13 protein-coding genes are annotated in these 15,876 nt (G+C 69.2%); 8 read left to right on the top strand and 5 right to left on the bottom strand.

The features are described from left to right. Positions 1-54: 54 nt before the first annotated feature. Positions 55-1,464, bottom strand: coding sequence for a cytochrome c oxidase accessory protein CcoG (gene ccoG, locus D8S75_RS00595; protein ID WP_119963996.1), 1,410 nt, complete (start codon positions 1,462-1,464; stop codon positions 55-57). A gap of 237 nt (positions 1,465-1,701) precedes the next feature. On the opposite strand from ccoG, the gene D8S75_RS00590 reads away from it, so the two are divergent. Beyond that, a complete protein-coding gene (locus tag D8S75_RS00590) occupies positions 1,702-3,084 on the top strand; it encodes a sigma-54 interaction domain-containing protein (protein WP_119963995.1) in 1,383 nt (460 codons plus the stop codon). On the opposite strand, the gene D8S75_RS00585 is transcribed toward D8S75_RS00590, so the two are convergent. Continuing rightward, positions 3,072-3,614: a shikimate kinase gene (locus D8S75_RS00585; RefSeq protein WP_119963994.1), complete on the bottom strand. Its 543-nt coding sequence runs from the start codon at positions 3,612-3,614 to the stop codon at positions 3,072-3,074. The two genes, D8S75_RS00590 and D8S75_RS00585, sit on opposite strands and share 13 nt — an antisense overlap. 237 nt (positions 3,615-3,851) lie before the next feature. Between D8S75_RS00585 and D8S75_RS00580 the strand changes: the two genes are divergently transcribed. The 7 genes from D8S75_RS00580 to D8S75_RS00550 all read left to right on the top strand — a co-directional run bounded on the left by D8S75_RS00580 (position 3,852) and on the right by D8S75_RS00550 (position 11,939). Then, on the top strand, positions 3,852-5,915 hold the full coding sequence (locus D8S75_RS00580; RefSeq protein WP_157982572.1) for a putative bifunctional diguanylate cyclase/phosphodiesterase: 2,064 nt from the start codon (positions 3,852-3,854) through the stop codon (positions 5,913-5,915). A gap of 258 nt (positions 5,916-6,173) precedes the next feature. Further along, positions 6,174-6,896, top strand: a complete 723-nt coding sequence (locus D8S75_RS00575) for an outer membrane lipoprotein (RefSeq protein WP_119963992.1) — start codon at positions 6,174-6,176, stop codon at positions 6,894-6,896. Between the two features lie 395 nt (positions 6,897-7,291). After that, on the top strand, positions 7,292-8,155 hold the full coding sequence (locus D8S75_RS00570; RefSeq protein WP_119963991.1) for a branched-chain amino acid ABC transporter permease: 864 nt from the start codon (positions 7,292-7,294) through the stop codon (positions 8,153-8,155). Positions 8,156-8,157: 2 nt separating this feature from the next. Next, entirely contained in the window at positions 8,158-9,126 is a 969-nt protein-coding gene (locus D8S75_RS00565) for a branched-chain amino acid ABC transporter permease (RefSeq protein WP_119963990.1), read from the top strand. After that, positions 9,113-9,877: an ABC transporter ATP-binding protein gene (locus D8S75_RS00560; RefSeq protein WP_119963989.1), complete on the top strand. Its 765-nt coding sequence runs from the start codon at positions 9,113-9,115 to the stop codon at positions 9,875-9,877. The genes D8S75_RS00565 and D8S75_RS00560 overlap by 14 nt, the downstream gene beginning before the upstream one ends. Then, a complete protein-coding gene (locus tag D8S75_RS00555; protein WP_119963988.1) occupies positions 9,864-10,571 on the top strand; it encodes an ABC transporter ATP-binding protein in 708 nt (235 codons plus the stop codon). Before D8S75_RS00560 ends, D8S75_RS00555 begins: the two co-directional genes overlap by 14 nt. 201 nt (positions 10,572-10,772) lie before the next feature. Further along, positions 10,773-11,939 carry an ABC transporter substrate-binding protein gene (locus D8S75_RS00550; protein WP_119963987.1) on the top strand — a complete coding sequence of 389 codons (1,167 nt, stop codon included), beginning with the start codon at positions 10,773-10,775 and terminating at the stop codon, positions 11,937-11,939. A 63-nt stretch (positions 11,940-12,002) separates the two neighbouring features. Here the strand turns inward: D8S75_RS00550 and D8S75_RS00545 are convergent, their stop codons facing one another. The 3 genes from D8S75_RS00545 to D8S75_RS00535 form a co-directional block, all read right to left on the bottom strand. Continuing rightward, a complete protein-coding gene (locus D8S75_RS00545; RefSeq protein ID WP_157982571.1) occupies positions 12,003-12,824 on the bottom strand; it encodes a type IV pili methyl-accepting chemotaxis transducer N-terminal domain-containing protein in 822 nt (273 codons plus the stop codon). Between the two features lie 108 nt (positions 12,825-12,932). Continuing rightward, the gene (locus D8S75_RS00540) at positions 12,933-14,630 is read right to left on the bottom strand and encodes a long-chain fatty acid--CoA ligase (RefSeq protein WP_119963985.1); all 1,698 of its coding nucleotides are present in this window, start codon (positions 14,628-14,630) and stop codon (positions 12,933-12,935) included. Positions 14,631-14,639: 9 nt separating this feature from the next. Further along, positions 14,640-15,866 (bottom strand): acyl-CoA dehydrogenase family protein, encoded by a 1,227-nt coding sequence (locus tag D8S75_RS00535; RefSeq protein WP_119963984.1) that lies wholly within the window; start codon positions 15,864-15,866, stop codon positions 14,640-14,642. Positions 15,867-15,876 lie beyond the last annotated feature (10 nt).

The raw sequence follows: 15,876 nt of genomic DNA, 5'->3' as shown, positions 1-15,876 counted from the left end.
CTCCGCGTGCGGAGCCTTTTTGCTGTGGGCCACGGGGCTGGTTACGCGTCGATCTCAGCGCGGCACCAGGAACACCGTCTTCTCGCTCACATGGGCGGCCTCGCGCCCCAGCGCCTCGACGTCGAAGTGCACTGCGTGCGAGCCTGGGGCCGCCGCGCCGAAGGGGATCTGCAACTGCACCACCACCCAGCGCGATTCGGCCGGGCCGATGTCCACCTCGGCCTCGGAGGCCACCGCCAAGCCGGGCAGGCCCCGCGCCGTGATGCGGTAGCGCTGCGGCCCCTCGGTGGCGTTCATGATCTGCAGCCGGTACACGTTCTCCAGCTTGCCGCCGGGCACGATGCGTGAGAGCGCCGCGCGATCGCGCACCACGTCCACCTTCAGCGGCGTGCGCGTGACCAGGCTGGCGAGCATGGCGATGCACAGCGCCAGCAGGATGGTGGTGTAGACCAGCACCCGGGGGCGCAGCACGCGCCGCACGATCTGCGCCGGGCTCCAGCGGTGGTTGACGGCGTTCTGCGTGGAGAAGCGGATCAGCCCGCGCGGGTACTGCACCTTGTCCATGACGGAGTTGCACGCGTCCACGCACAGGCCGCAGCCGATGCATTCGTACTGTAGGCCCTTGCGGATGTCGATGCCGGTGGGGCACACCTGCACGCACAGGCTGCAGTCGATGCAGTCGCCCAGGCCCTGGGCCTTGGCGTCCACGTCCTTCTTGCGCGGGGCGCGCGGCTCGCCGCGTGCCGGGTCGTAGCTGACGATCAGCGTGTCCTTGTCGAACATGGCGCTCTGGAAGCGCGCATAGGGGCACATGTACTTGCACACCTGCTCGCGCATGTAGCCCGCGTTGCCGTAGGTGGCGAAGCCATAGAAGCCCACCCAGAAGATCTGCCAGGTGCCCTGCAGCGCGAGCAGCTCGCCGCCGAGCGCGCGGATGGGCACGAAGTAGCCGACGAAGGTGAAGCCGGTCCACAGCGCCACGGTCAGCCAGGCCAGTTGCTTGAGCGTCTTCTTGCGCAGCTTTTCCCAGGTCCACGGACTCTTGTCCAGGCGCAGGCGCGCGCTGCGGTCGCCTTCGATCTGGCGCTCGATCCACATGAAGATCTCGGTGTAGACCGTCTGCGGGCAGGCGAAGCCGCACCACAGGCGCCCGGCCACGGCGGTGAAAAGGAACAGCGACAGCGCCGAGATGATGAGCAGCCCGGTCAGGTAGATGAAGTCCTGCGGGTACAGCACCAGCCCGAAGATGTAGAAGCGCCGCGCGCCCAGGTCGAACAGCACCATCTGGCGCTGGCCCCATTCCAGCCACGGCAGCAGGTAGAACACGGCCTGCGTCAGGAACACCAGGGCCCAGCGCCAGCGGGTGAACACGCCGCTGATGGAGCGCGTGTAAACCTTGGGGTTGGGCTGGTAAAACTGGATCACCTGCTGCGGCGGCGTGGGGGTGGGGTCGGGCGTGGTCATGGGGCGGCGCGTGGGTGGGGCGCGGTGGTCAATGTGTCTTGCTCTTAATCAAGAGTCATGCCAGCCGCAGCGTGGCCCGCGCGGCTGAAAAACCATTGCAGAAACAAGGGCTTGGCACCTTCGGTGCGTGACATCCACCCATTGAAGTGGTGTCAGGGTGCTGCCAATGGGTGCCATGTGCTGCCATATGTGGCGCATGTGGCACACTGATCCCGTTCCTTCGCCTCGCCCGCATCCATGCCTGACACCCCGCCACCGCCCGGTCCGGATCTCGCCGCCTACCTGGACGCGCTGCCCGAGCCTCACATCCTGTTCGATCGCCACTACCGCATCGTGGCCGCCAACGCCGCCTACCGGCGCCAGTATGCGCAGGGCGCGCCCGTGGTGGGGCGTACCTGCTACGAGGTGTCGCACCACTCGTCCGTGCCCTGCGACCAGGCGGGAGAAACCTGCCCGCTGGCACGCTCACTGCAAAGCGGCCAGCGCGAGCGCGTGCTGCACCTGCACCACACGCCGCGCGGCGAGGACTACGTGCAGATCGAACTGCTGCCCCTGCGCGATGCCGGCGGCCAGGCCCAGTACTTCCTGGAAAAAATGGAACCGCTGCCCATGGCCCAGGGCCGGGCGGGCGGTGGTGTGGGCGACGCCGTGGCGGGCGGCATGATCGGCCGCTCGCCGCCATTCCAGACGGTGCTGGAGCTGATCGCCCGCGTGGGCCCTTCGCAGGCCAGCGTGCTGCTGCTGGGGGAGTCGGGCACCGGCAAGGAGCTGGCGGCGCGCGCCGTGCACGAGGCCAGCCCCCGCGCGGGCCGGCCGCTGGTGGCGGTGGACTGCGCCAGTCTGCCCGAGACGCTGTTCGAAAGCGAGCTCTTCGGCCATGAGCGCGGCGCCTTCACCGGCGCGCACACCGCCCGCGCCGGGCTGGTGGAGGCCGCGCACGGCGGCACGCTGTTTCTGGACGAAGTGGGCGACATTCCGTTGACCATGCAGGTCAAGCTGCTGCGCCTGCTGGAGAGCGGCACCTACCGCCGCGTGGGCCAGACCGAGCTGCGCCGCGCCGATCTGCGCGTGGTGGCCGCCACGCACCGCGATCTGCGCGCCATGGTGGCGCAGGGGCGGTTCCGGGAAGACTTGTACTACCGTCTCGCCATCTTCCCCATCGTGCTGCCCGCGCTGCGCGAGCGCGTGCAGGACATTCCACTGCTGGCCCCGTCGCTGCTGGAGCGCGTGGCCCCCGGGCGCCGCCTGGCCCTGGCGCCGGCCGCCCTGCGCCGGCTGGCGCAGCACCCCTTCCCCGGCAACGTGCGCGAGCTGCGCAACGTGCTGGAACGCGCCGCGTTGCTGACCGACGGCCCGGTGGTCAGCGCCCAGGCCGTGGAGCGTGCCCTGGCGTTCGACCGCGCCCTGGCCGGCACGGAGGCCGCGCCGCCACGGGGCCTGGGGCCGGGAACGGGGCGGGCGGCCGCGAGCCTGCGCGGCATGGAGGACGCGGCCCTGCGCGCCGCGCTGCAGGCCAGTGCCGGCACCCGCCGCCAGCAGGCGCATGCCCTGGGCGTGAGCCCGCGCACCCTGTACCGGCGCCTGCGCGCGCTGGAACAGGGGGGTGATCAGGGAGCGTGAGACGCGGCGACGTTGTCCGCCATCTCCAGCTGCATCATGATCATGTTGACCAGGGTGTGCACCGTGGGGCGGCCCGTCTCGATCACGAAGTGCGCCGTCTCGCGGTACAGGCGGTCGCGCTGGGCATAGAGGTCGCGCAGCTTTTCCAGCGGGTTGCCGCCCTGCAGCAGCGGGCGCGTCCGGTCGTGTTTCACGCGCTTGAAGATTTCCTCGGGCGAGGCGCGTAGATAAAGCACGGGGCCGAACTGGCGCAGCACCTCGCGGTTCTCGGCGCGCAGCACCGCGCCGCCGCCGGTGGAGAGCACCATGCCACCGGGTTCGCGGGCGACCTCGGCCAGCATTTCCGACTCCAGCTCGCGAAAACGCGCCTCGCCCTCGGCCTCGAAGAAGCTGCGGATGGTGGTGCCAATGGCCTGCTCCAGCCGGTGGTCCAGGTCGATGAAGGGAACCCCGGCGCGTTGCGCCAGCTGCCGGCCAACGGTGGATTTGCCCGAGCCGGGCATGCCGACCAGTGCACAGCGAATCTGCATAAAAGTCCTGAGGTAAGGGCTGAACCCACTGAGCGCAGAGTGTAAGGCGGCAGGCGGTGCGCTGGCCGTTCGCGCGCCAGGGTGGGGCGCCCGAACGGGCCGGGCCGGGGTGCGGCCGCGCAGTGGCGTTTGCTGGCGCACAATCCCGCATGTGGGCCCCGGGGATGTGCGGGATTGACGTTGCCCGGCCCGGGAGACAGACTGGTTTACACGCGGGTTGACCGCATGGAGCGGTGCATGACGGATCACGAGGACGGTGGCGCGACAGCCCTGGCGGGGCGGCTCATGGGCTTGCTGGCCGCCGTCGCCGCCTGGTCCGACGAGGCCCTGGGCCCCGGCTTGGCGCAGGCGCTGGGCCAGTTGCCCGGGGTGGACGCAGCGGCCCTGCTGCCTGCGGGGCTGCCGCCGCGCGGCGCCCCGTTCCGGGATTTCGGCCTCGTTGCCGGAGGCTCCAGCCACGGGGCGCTTTCGCTGCGCGTGACCGATGCCCGGGCGTTCGCCGCCTGGGAGGCTCTGCTGCCGCCGTTCTGCGCCGCATTGGCCCAATTGCTGGAAGGGCGGCGGCTGTCCCGGGTCGCGCAGCAACTGCAGGAGCGCACCCTGGAGCTGCGCCACAGCGAAAAGCGCTTCCGCGACCTGTTCGACAACTCCCCCGACCCCTGCTGGCTGATCGAGCATGGCGTCTTCACCGACTGCAACCACGCGGCGGTCAGCCTCCTCGGGTACACCCAGCGCGACGAGATCCTGCAGCACCCCTCGCGCCTCTCGCCCGAGTTCCAGCCCGATGGCCGGCCCTCGTACGAGAAGGCCGAGGAGATGATGCAGCAGGCCATGAAGCAGGGCGTGGCCCGCTTCGAGTGGGTGCACTGCCGCGCCGACGGCTCCCGCTTCCCGGTCGAGGTCACGCTGGCGCGGCTCGACCTGCAAGGGCACGAGGCGCTCTACTGCGTCTGGCGCGACATCACCGACCGCAAGAAGGCCGAAGAGGAGGCCTACAGCCTGGCCTTCTTCGACCCGCTCACCGGCCTGCCCAACCGCCGCCTGCTGCTCGACCGGCTGCAGCAGAGCATGGCGGCCAGTTCGCGCAGCGGCAAATACCGCGCCGTTCTGTACCTCGACCTGGACCATTTCAAGAACCTCAACGATACCCAGGGCCACGAGGTGGGCGACCGCCTGCTGGTCGAGACCGCGCGCCGGCTGAGCGCCTGCGTGCGCGAGGGCGACACCGTGGCCCGCCTTGGGGGCGACGAGTTCGTGGTGCTGATCCAGCAACTGGACGAGGACCTCGAAACGGCCGTGTCCCAGGCCGACATGGTGGGCAGCAAGATCGTCGCCCGGCTGGCCGAGCCCTGCGACCTTGGGCCGGTGGTGCACCAGGGGACGGCCAGTGTCGGCATTACCCTGTTCCTGGGCCAGGGCGTGCCGATCGACGAGCTGCTCAAGCGCGCCGACCTGGCCATGTACCAGGCCAAGGCGGGCGGGCGCAACACGCTGCGCTTCTTCGATCCGGCCATCCAGGCGCGGATCGCCGCGCGCGCGCTGATGGAAACCGAGCTGCGCCATGCCGTGCCCCGGCGCGAGCTGGTGCTGCACTACCAGCCCCAGGTGGACCCGCAGGGGCGCTGCGTGGGGGTCGAGGCCCTGATCCGCTGGAACAACCCGAACCGGGGCCGGGTGCCGCCGCTGGACTTCATTCCGCTGGCCGAGGAAACCGGGCTCATCCTGCCCATCGGCCACTGGGTCCTGGGCGAAGCCTGCCGCACCCTGCGTGCCTGGCAGGCCGACCCGCTGACCGCGCAGCTGAGCATCGCGGTCAACGTCAGCATGCGCCAGTTCCGCGAGGCCCGGTTCGTCAGCGAGATCCAGGCCCACTTGCGGGCCACGGGCATCGACCCGGCGCGCCTCAAGCTGGAGATCACGGAAAGCATGCTGGTGGACAACATCGAGCAGACCATCGCGACCATGCAGGCGCTCAAGGGCATGGGCGTCACCTTTTCGCTCGACGATTTCGGCACCGGCTATTCCTCGCTGTACTACGTCAAGCGTCTGCCGCTCGACCAGATCAAGATCGACCAGTCCTTTGTCCGCGACATCCTCGTCGATCCCAACGACGCGGCCATCTGCCGGGCCGTCATCGCGCTGGGCCACAGCCTGGGGCTCGTGACCATCGCCGAGGGGGTGGAGACCGAGCGTCAATGGGCCGTGCTGGCCGGGGAGCGCTGCGATGCCGCCCAGGGCTACCTCTACGCGCGCCCGATGCCGGAGGCGGACTTGGTGCAGTGGCTGCGCCAGCGCGCCTGAGTGCCGGCAACTGTAATTGCAGGTAAAAATGGCCTCCAAGGCTTTCTGGTATTGCGCCAATAGCTATATAAAAGATAGCATCAAAGGGTGATTTTTCGTGGCTTGCGGCGGCGCGGCTCCCTGGAGCGCGCGGCGGGGCGCCGCTGTGCCGCCCGCACTTGCTTACCAATGCGTACAAGCCGGGCCGGAGGGCTGTGTACCGTGCTGCCCGGCTGTCCACCGCAGGGTGGCCGGCACCCACCACAGCAAGGAAGAACCATGAACACCCCCGCCCCCGCGTCCGTTTCCGCCCCTGGCGCAGTCCCGCCCTCCGCCGTGCCGCAGCGCTGGCTCTGGGCGGCCGTCGGGGTGCTGGGGGCCGTGGTGCTGGCGCTGGGGGGCGCCCTGGCCATGCAGCAGCGCGGCCCGGTGGAATCCCCTGTGGCGAACGTGCCGCGCACGCCGGAAGCCGAGATCATCGACGAGCGCAGGGGCTCCGAACCCCGGGCGCGGCCCGCGCCCACGCCTGGCATCGGTGCGCGGCCCGTTCCACTGCAGCCCCTGCGGGCCGATCCGGCGCCCTCCCGCGCCGTGGCCGCTCCGGCCCCTGGCGGAGCGCGCGGCGTGTCCTGTGCGAACTGCGGATGGGTCGAGTCGGTGCAGGCGGTCGAGCAGGCCGCGCCGGCCACGGGCGTGGGCGCCGTGGCTGGCGGCGTGCTGGGCGCCGTCGTGGGCAACCAGGTGGGCAAGGGCTCGGGCCGCGCCGCCGCCACGGTGCTGGGGGCCGTCGGCGGGGGCTATGTGGGCCACAGGGTCGAGCAGAACACGCGCACCCGGACGGTGTACCAGGTGCGCGTGCGCATGCAGGATGGCTCGGTGCGCCAGTTCCAGCGTGCCGAACCGGTGGACGTGGGCATGCCGGTGGTCGTGCAGGGCCGGGGCTTCCGTGCCGCCGCCGCTGCCCCCGGCGACGGGCCGGGTGGCGTGGTGCCGCCGCAGTGAGTGGGTGTGGCAGTGATTCTGCCTAGCGGAATCATCGGCGCGAGGCTTCGCGTTGCCGGATCTCAACAGCCGCCAACTCCTGGCAAAGTCATCTATGTGACTTCGAAGGGCGGCATACCGTGGGTGTTTTCCCTGATGTTGTGCTGCATGGCGGAATAGCGGGCCCGCGCTGGTTGCCCGGCCAGTAAGCTGCGCTCGCTGCCTGGATTTCATGCCCTTCCGTGGTTTCGCGGAAGGAGATTGACGCAAATCCAAGCCGCGCAATGCAACTCTGACAGGAGCGAGACCATGCAGAAACATCCGGACCCGGTGACCGGGGCCCGCGCGGACGGATGCGCGCGCGCTGGCCGGCACATGCCCGGCTCTAGGGCGGCGGCGGCCAGGAGGGCTGGCTGATGGAGATGTTCCTGCAGCAGGTCCTCAACGGCCTGACCCTGGGCGGCATCTACGGCCTCGTCGCCCTGGGGCTCACGCTGGTGTACGGCATCCTGCACGTGCCCAATTTCGCGCACGGTGCGTTCTACATGTTCGGCGCCTTCGTGTCCTTCCACCTCATGTCGGCCTGGGGCTGGAATTACTGGCTGGCCATGGGCGGCGCGGCCCTGTGCGTGGCGCTGGTCGCGGTGCTGGCCGAGCGGCTGGTGTTCCACCCGCTGCGCAACGCCTCGGGCCTGCACCCCATGATCGCGGCCATCGGCATGCTGTTGTTCCTGGAAGCGGCCGCCCAGGCCCTGTGGGGCGCCGATTTCCACCGCATGCAGACGCCCTACACCGGCATCATCGACCTGGCCGGCGTCACGGCGCCCGTGCAGCGCCTGCTGATCATCGCCGCCGCGTTCGCGCTCATGGTGGTGCTGCACCTGTTCCTGACCCGGACCGTGATGGGCTCGACCATCATCGCCATGGCGCAGAACCGCGATGGCGCCTCGCTGGTCGGCATCGACGCCAACCGCGTGGCCATGCTGACCTTCGGCATCTCGGGCGTGCTTGCCGCCGTGGCGGCCACGCTGTACGCGCCCATCAACCTCGTGTACCCGGCCATGGGCCACCTGGTGATCACCAAGGCTTTCGTCATCATCATCCTCGGCGGCATGGGCAGCGTGCCCGGCGCCATCCTGGGCGGGCTGATCATCGGCTTCGCCGAGAGTTTTGGCGCCTTCTACATCTCCACCGACTACAAGGACATCATCGCCTTCGTGCTGCTGGTGTTCATCCTGTCGCTGCGCCCGCAGGGCCTGTTCACCAAGGGAGCACGCTGACCATGGCATATCTCGAAGGCAAGCTGGGCTGGGCCCTGCTGCTGGCCGCGGGCCTGCTGTTCCCGCAGTTCACGGGCAACGACTACCACCTCACGGTGATGGGCACGGCCTACATCTTCGCCATCGCCACCATCGGGCTGAACCTCATCACCGGCTACACCGGGCAGTTCAACCTGGCGCACGCGGGCTTCATGGCGGTGGGCGCCTACACCGTGGGCATTCTCACGGTGGACCATGGCTGGTCGTTCTGGGGCGCGTTCGCGCTGTCGGGCGTGGTCACGGCGTTCCTCGGCTACTTCATCGGCATCCTGTCGCTGCGGCTCAAGGGCCACTATTTCTCGATCTTCACGCTGTGCGTGGGCTACATCATGTTCCTGGTGATCGAGAAGTGGGAGGGCCTGACGCACGGCACGGTGGGCATCATGGGCATCCCGGCGCCCGAGCCCATCGGGGCGGTCCGCTTCGACACCCCGCTGGCGCTGTACTACCTGGTGTTCTTCTGGCTGGTGCTGGGGCTGTGGGCCATGCGGCGCATCGTCAACTCGCTGCTGGGCCGCACCTTCATGGCCATTCGCAACAGCGACGAGCTGGCCGAGTCGCTGGGCATCAACCTCATGCGCAACAAGACGCTGGCCTTCATGCTGTCGGTGTTCTACGCCGGCATGGCCGGGGGCCTGTACGCCGGTTACGTGCGCTTCATCGGCCCGGGCGTGGCCGGGGTGGAGCACACCTTCGACATGACCATGTACATGCTGATCGGCGGCCTGGGCACGCTGCTCGGGCCGCTGCTGGGTGCGCTGGCCATGCCCTGGCTCACGCAGTACCTGCAGTTCCTGCAAGAGTACCGCTTCCTCGTCTTCGGGCCCATCCTGGTGTTGCTGGTGATCTTCGTCCCGCACGGCATCGTGGGCAGCTATCTGGGCTGGCGCGCGCGCCGCGCCGCGCAAGGAGTCCCGCATGCTCAAGATTGAACACCTGACCAAGCGCTTCGGCGGCCTGGCGGCGGTCAACGACGTCAGCACCACCATCGAGGCGGGCAAGATCAACGCCATCATCGGCCCCAACGGTGCGGGCAAGACGACGTTCTTCAACCTCATCAGCGGCGTGCACCGCCCGACCTCGGGCACCATCACGCTCGAAGGCCAGGACGTGACCTCGCTGCGCACCGACCAGGTGGCGCGCCTGGGCGTTGCGCGCACCTTCCAGACCACGGCGCTGTTCGACATGGCCTCGGTGCTCGACAACCTCATCGTCGGCCACCGCCTGCGCACCCGCTCGGGCCTGCTCGACGTGCTGCGCGGCTCCAGCCTGCTGCGCGAGGAGGAGCGCATCTGCCGCGAGAAGGCGCGCGACGCGCTGAACTTCGTCGGCCTGTCGCACCTGGAGAACCGCATGGCGGGCGACATCTCGCAGGAGGAGCGCAAGCGCGTGGCCTTCGCGCTGGCCCTGGCCACCGGCCCGCGCCTGGTGCTGCTCGACGAACCCGCCGGCGGCGTGAACCCCGATGAAACGCAGGGCCTGGCCGACCTCATCCGCAAGATGGTGCAGAGCGGACTGACCGTGTGCCTGATCGAGCACAAGATGAACATGATCATGAGCCTGGCCGACAAGATCCTCGTGCTGAGCTATGGCGAGAAGATCGCCGAGGGCACGCCCGCCGAGATCCGCGCCAACCCGGCCGTGATCGATGCCTACCTGGGGAGCGAGCATGCTGACGCTTGAGAACGTATCGCTGAACTACGGCAGCTTCACGGCGCTCGACGGTGTGAGCCTGCACGCCGACCAGGGCGAGCTGGTGGTGCTGCTGGGCGCCAACGGCGCGGGCAAGAGTTCCATCTTCCTCACCATCAGCGGCATCCACAAGGCGGCGGGTGGCAGCATCCGCTACGGCGACCGCAATCTCGTGGGCATGAAGCCCTCGCAGATCGTCGCCCACGGCGTGGTGCAATGCCCCGAGGGGCGCAAGCTGTTCCCCGGCATGTCGGTGCTGAAGAACCTCATGCTCGGTGCCTACGTGCACCGCGCCGACAACGCCGGCAACCGCCAGCGGCTCGACGAGGTGCTGGCGCTGTTCCCCATCCTCGATCAGAAGAAGGACGACCCGGCCGGCTCGCTCAGCGGCGGCCAGCAGCAGATGGTGGCCATCGGCCGCGCGCTGATGGGCCGTCCCAAGGTGCTGCTGCTCGACGAGCCCTCGCTGGGCCTGGCGCCGCTGGTCATCAAGCAGACCTTCGAGGTCATCCAGCGCATCAACCAGGCCGGCACCACGGTGCTGCTGGCCGAGCAGAACGCTTTCGCCGCGCTGAAGATCGCGCACCGCGCCTACGTCATCGAGAGCGGGCGCATCGTCATGGAAGGCGACCGCGAAAGCCTCATGAACAACGAAGCGGTCCGCAAAGCCTACATCGGCGCTTGAGATGAGGGCCAACCCCCTGAGCGGCTACGCCGCTTCCCCCTTCTCTCTCGCATCGCTGCGCGACGCGGGGAAGGGGGACGCCACCCGCGCGGCGGGGCGGCCCTTGCGCGGTGGCCCTGGCCTGGGCCGCGCGGTGCAATGAACAAACAAGACGGCTCAAAACCGCGTGACACCTCTTTTTTTCCACTCCAAGGAGACAGCATGAAACGCAAGACCATCCTCCGCCTGTGCGCCAGCACCTTCGCCGCGACGCTGCTGGGCATCGCCCCGGCCATGGCCCAGCAGGTCGTGAAGATCGGCTACTCCGGCCCCCTGAGCGGCGGCGCCGCGCTGTACGGCAAGAACGTGCTCAGCGGCATGGAAATGGCCGTGAAGGAAATCAACGAGGCCGGCCTGGACGTGGCGGGCAAGAAGGTCAAGTTCGAGATCGTCGCGCTCGACGACAAGTACAACCCGTCGGAGACCGCCATCAACACCCAGCGCCTGGTGCAGGAGCACAAGGCCGCCGCCGTGCTGGTGCCGCACTCGGGTGGCAGCTTCGCCGTGCAAGCCATCAACGAGCAGCAGAAAGTGCTGCTGCTGTCCTACACCAGCGTGCCGCAGATCACCGAGAAGGGCAACAAGCTCACGCTGCGCATTCCGCCCGAGTTCACCTCCTACATCAAGCCCTTCGTGGGCCATGCCATGGGCAAGTATGGCAAGACCATGGCCGTGGCCAATGCCGACCACGACTACGCCAAGGCCTGGACGGCGGCCTTCAAGCCGGCCTGGGAAGCGGCCGGCGGCAAGGTGGTGGCCGAGAACCCCATGTCCTACAACCGCGCCACCGACTTCTACAGCGGCGTGAGCCGCGTGCTGGCGGCCAAGCCCGACGTGCTGTTCATCGGCGGCGCCTCCGAGCCCACGGGCCTGGTGGTCAAGCAGGCGCGCGAACTGGGCTTCAAGGGCGGCTTCGTCATCATCGACCAGGCCAAGATGGACGAGATCGGAAAGATCACGGGCGGCTACGGCCCCCTGGAAGGCTCCATCGGCGTGCTGCCCGTGGTGGAGGACAGCTCGCCGATCACCAAGGCCTTCGTCGAGCGCTACCGCAAGCTCAACCCGGGCCGCGACCCGAGTTCCGAGGTGTCGCTGAACTACACGGCGGTGCACGCCACGGCCCTGGCCATGCAAATGGCCGGCAGCGCCACCGATGCCGCCGCCATCCGCGCCAACCTCGACAAGGCCTTCAAGGCCCTGCCCGACGCGCACAACCCGCACGACATCGACGGCGTGAACGAGCGCGGCGGCACCACGGCCAACACCCGCGTGGCCGTGGTCGAGTCCGGCAAGATCAAGGAAGTGCGCCTGAGCGCGCTGGCCAAGTAAGCCGAGCGTGCCACCGGAACGCCCGCTGCCGCTCGGTGGCGGGCGTTGGTCCAGGCGCCGGGGCTACAGCGGCTGCCCTTGGGCCTGGGCCACGAGCAGGCCCACCAGCTCTTCCGTGGCGGCCAGGATGCGCTCGCTTTCTTCGGCCATGAGTACGGCGCCCTGGCGCAGCAGCGCCGGGTCCTTGTGGGTGAACAGGGCGTTCTGGTATGGCTCCCAGGCGTGCCGCACGCGCGTGGCGGCGGCCTTGGCGGGTGGGGCCACGCGGGGCGAGCTTTCCAGCTGGGTCAGCACGGCGGTGAAATGCGCGCGGCTCAGGTGCAGCTCCATGTCCGCCGGTGCGTCATGGAGCGTCCAGGCGCGGTAGAGGTAGAACTTGGCCATGCGCTGCGACAGCATGCGCTGGCGCCCGGCGATGCCGACCAGGTGGTCCAGCGGCGAGCCGGTGGTGTTTTCGTAGGCCACGGTGGTCCGGTGCGCGGCGCTTTGCAGCAGTTCGCTGGCATCGTAGAGCGCCGCCGCGCCGTCGCGGCTGGGCAGGCCCGCGAGCACCGCCTTGAAGTCGGTCCAGCGTGTTTCCAGCGGCGGCAGGCTGGCCTGCACCATGGGGGTGGGCTGGAAGGTCTTGAGCGCGGCAAGATGGGCATCGAAGCGTTCGACCGAGTCCCGCAGCAGCGCGCGGGCGCCCTCCGGCGCGATGGACAGGCCCCATTGCAGGTAGGCCTTGGTGCTGCGCTGCGAGAGCATGCGCAGGCGGCCGGCCATGTCGACGGCGGTGGGTGTGTCCAGCCGGAGGCTGCGTGGCGTCTGGGGAAGCGCCACCCGTGGCAGCGCCGCCAGCGCCATGCCGCCCAGGAGCGTCGCGCAGAATTGGAGTCGATCCACGATACCTCCCGCGAAAGCGAAGGGAAAAGGCCGATGAACCGGCTCTTCGGGGCAGGGTGCCCGCAGCAGTATAGGGGGCGGCCTTGGCGGAAGGCGGGTCTTCCCCGGTCAGCGGGTGGCCGCCTCGCGGTCCTGCAGCGCGCGCCACTGCACCTTGCCGGTGCCCGACTTGGGCAGGCTGTCCACGAACTGCACCAGGCGCGGGCTCTTGTAGGCCGCCATGTGGCCGTGCGCCCAGTCGACGATCTCCTGCTCGCTCACCTGGCCCTTGAAGGCGTCGCGCAGCACCACCACGGCCTTCACGGTCTCGCCCCGGCGCTCGTCGCGCGCGGCGATCACGCAGACCTCCTGGATGGCGGGGTGGGCGTACATCAGCGCCTCCACCTCGGCCGGCCAGACCTTGAAGCCGCTGGCGTTGATCATGCGCTTGAGCCGGTCCACCATGTAGAAGTAGCCATGCTCGTCGGTGCGCGCCAGGTCGCCGGTGCGCAGGAAACGCTTGCCGTCCAGCGTGATGAACGCCGCCTCGGTGGCGCTGGGCTGGCCCCAGTAGCCCTGCATGACCTGCGGGCCGTGCACGATGATCTCGCCGACCTCGCCCGGGGGCAGCTCGGCGAAGGTGGCCGGGTCCACCACGCGCGCGTCCACGTCGAAGATCGGGATGCCCAGGCACTGCTTCATGGGGCGCTCGGGCGGGTTGATGTGTGTGGGCGCCATGGTCTCGGACATGCCATAGCCCTCGATGTAGTCGAGCTGGCACAGTTCCTTGAGCCGGGTGGCCACGGCCTCGGGCATGGCCGCGCCGCCGCCGCTCAGGCGGCTGATGCTGGAGAGGTCGTATTCGGCCAGGCGCGGGTTGGACAGCAGGTCCACCACCATGGTCACGATCATCTGCGTGCCCGTTACGCGGTAGCGCTGGATGAGCTGCGCGGCGGCGTCGCGGTCCCAGCGGGGCAGCAGCACGATGGTGGCGCCCACGTAGAGCGAGCCGTTCATGCCGTTCTGCATGCCGGTGACGTGGAACAGCGGCAGTACCACCAGCGACACCGCGTCCTGCGGCGTGCCCAGCCACTGTGTGCCGGCGACGGTGTTGTACATCACGCTGCGGTGCGTGTGCATGCAGCCCTTGGGGTGGCCCGTGGTGCCCGAGGTGTAGGGCATCACGGCCAGGTCGTCGGGCCCGGCCTCGATCGGTGCGGGGCGGCGGCCGGCTGCCAACGCCTCCGTCCAGGCCACGGCCCCCGGCTCGGTGACGGGCTCGCGCGGTGCGCTGACGAAAGAGGGCACCGTCAGATCGGTGGGCGCGGTGGCGTAGTCGCTGTAGGCCGCCACCACGGCGTGGCGCATGCCGGGCGCTGCGGGGTCGGCCGCGGCGGCGGCCAGGCCCTCGCGCAGCAGCGGGCGCACCTGGGCGAACAGGTCCTGCGGCGCGAGGATGGTGCTTGCGCCGGCGTCGCTCACGTAGTGGCGCAGTTCCTCGGTGAGGTTCATCGGATTGACCGGCACCACCACCGCGTCGGCGCGCAGGATGGCGTAGAAGCCGATCACGAACTGCGGGCTGTTCTGCATGTAGAGCAGCACGCGGTCGCCCTTGCGCACGCCGCACACCTGCTGCAGGTGGGCCGCCAGGCGTTCGGTCTCGTCCTGAAGCCGGGCGTAGGAGATGACCGAGTCGTAGAACACCAGCGCGGCCTTGTCCGGGTAGCGCAGGGCCGAGATTTCGATGTTGCGGTAGAGGTGCGTGGCCGGTACCGTGAGGTGGCGCGGCAGCGTGCGCGGCCAGTGGGCGAAGTGGCGGTCGGACATGGGCGGTGCTCAGCTGGCGGTCATGTAGCGTGCGAGTTCCATCTTGCCGATCTGGTTGCGGTGTACCTCGTCGGGGCCGTCGGCGAAGCGCAGCGTGCGCGCGCTCGCGTATGCGGCGGCGAGCGGGAAGTCGTCGCTCACCCCCGCGCCGCCGTGCACCTGCATGGCCCAGTCGATCACCTGGCAGGCCATGCTCGGCGCGGCCACCTTGATCATGGCGATTTCCTTCTGCGCGACCTTGTTGCCCACGGTGTCCATCATGTAGGCGGCGTTGAGCACCAGGAAGCGCGCCTGGTCGATCAGGATGCGCGCGTTGGCGATGCGCTCGCGCGTCACGCCCTGGTCGGCCACGGGGCGGTGGAAGGCCACGCGACCCAGGGCGCGCTTGCACATGAGTTCGAGCGCGCGCTCGGCCACGCCGATCAGGCGCATGCAGTGGTGGATGCGCCCGGGGCCCAAGCGCCCCTGGGCGATCTCGAAGCCCCGGCCCTCGCCGAGCAGCACGTTGCTGACCGGCACGCGCACGTTGTCAAAGCTGACCTCGCCATGGCCGTGCGGCGCGTGGTCGTAGCCGAAGACGGGCAGGGCGCGCTCCATGGTCACGCCCGGGGTCTTCATGGGGATGAGGATCATGGACTGCTGGCGGTGGCGGCTGGCATGGCCAGGGTCGGTCTTGCCCATGAAGATCAGGATCTCGCAGCGCGGGTCGGGCGCGCCCGAGGTCCACCACTTGCGGCCGTTGATCACGTACTCATCGCCATCGCGCTCGATGCGCGCCTCGATGTTGGTCGCGTCCGACGAGGCCACGGCGGGTTCCGTCATGGCGAAGGCCGAGCGGATCGTGCCGTCGAGCAGGGGCAGCAGCCAGCGCTGCTGCTGCTCTTCGGTGGCGTAGCGCACCAGGGTTTCCATGTTGCCGGTGTCGGGCGCCGAACAGTTGAAGGCCTCGGGCGCCACGTGGGAGCGGCCCATGATCTCGCACAGCGGTGCGTATTCCAGGTTGGTCAGGCCCGCGCCGTATTTCGACTCGGGCAGGAACAGGTTCCACAGGCCGGCCGCCTTGGCCTTGGCCTTGAGTTCCTCCATCACCTTCGTGGGTTGCCAGGGATTGCCGGCCTTGCGGTTCTCGTCCACCTCGTGGTGGTACACGGCCTCGGCGGGGTAGATGTGTTCTTCCATGAAGGCGGTGACGCGCTTCTGCAGATCGATGACCTTGGGGGAGTAGGAGAAATCCATGGGTAGTCCT

The sequence above is a fragment of the Simplicispira lacusdiani genome, assembly GCF_003604195.1.
Classification (GTDB): domain Bacteria; phylum Pseudomonadota; class Gammaproteobacteria; order Burkholderiales; family Burkholderiaceae_C; genus Simplicispira; species Simplicispira lacusdiani.
Note: the sequence above shows the minus strand (reverse complement) of the source record. Positions and strands in the feature narration are given on the sequence as shown.

Bases quoted from the DNA above. Each gene is read 5' to 3' on its own strand.
- ccoG (WP_119963996.1), bottom strand. From the start codon at position 1,464: ATGACCACGCCCGACCCCACCCCCACGCCGCCGCAGCAGGTGATCCAG.
- D8S75_RS00590 (WP_119963995.1), top strand. From the start codon at position 1,702: ATGCCTGACACCCCGCCACCGCCCGGTCCGGATCTCGCCGCCTACCTG.
- D8S75_RS00585 (WP_119963994.1), bottom strand. From the start codon at position 3,614: ATGCAGATTCGCTGTGCACTGGTCGGCATGCCCGGCTCGGGCAAATCC.
- D8S75_RS00580 (WP_157982572.1), top strand. From the start codon at position 3,852: ATGACGGATCACGAGGACGGTGGCGCGACAGCCCTGGCGGGGCGGCTC.
- D8S75_RS00575 (WP_119963992.1), top strand. From the start codon at position 6,174: ATGAACACCCCCGCCCCCGCGTCCGTTTCCGCCCCTGGCGCAGTCCCG.
- D8S75_RS00570 (WP_119963991.1), top strand. From the start codon at position 7,292: ATGGAGATGTTCCTGCAGCAGGTCCTCAACGGCCTGACCCTGGGCGGC.
- D8S75_RS00565 (WP_119963990.1), top strand. From the start codon at position 8,158: ATGGCATATCTCGAAGGCAAGCTGGGCTGGGCCCTGCTGCTGGCCGCG.
- D8S75_RS00560 (WP_119963989.1), top strand. From the start codon at position 9,113: ATGCTCAAGATTGAACACCTGACCAAGCGCTTCGGCGGCCTGGCGGCG.
- D8S75_RS00555 (WP_119963988.1), top strand. From the start codon at position 9,864: ATGCTGACGCTTGAGAACGTATCGCTGAACTACGGCAGCTTCACGGCG.
- D8S75_RS00550 (WP_119963987.1), top strand. From the start codon at position 10,773: ATGAAACGCAAGACCATCCTCCGCCTGTGCGCCAGCACCTTCGCCGCG.
- D8S75_RS00540 (WP_119963985.1), bottom strand. From the start codon at position 14,630: ATGTCCGACCGCCACTTCGCCCACTGGCCGCGCACGCTGCCGCGCCAC.
- D8S75_RS00535 (WP_119963984.1), bottom strand. From the start codon at position 15,866: ATGGATTTCTCCTACTCCCCCAAGGTCATCGATCTGCAGAAGCGCGTC.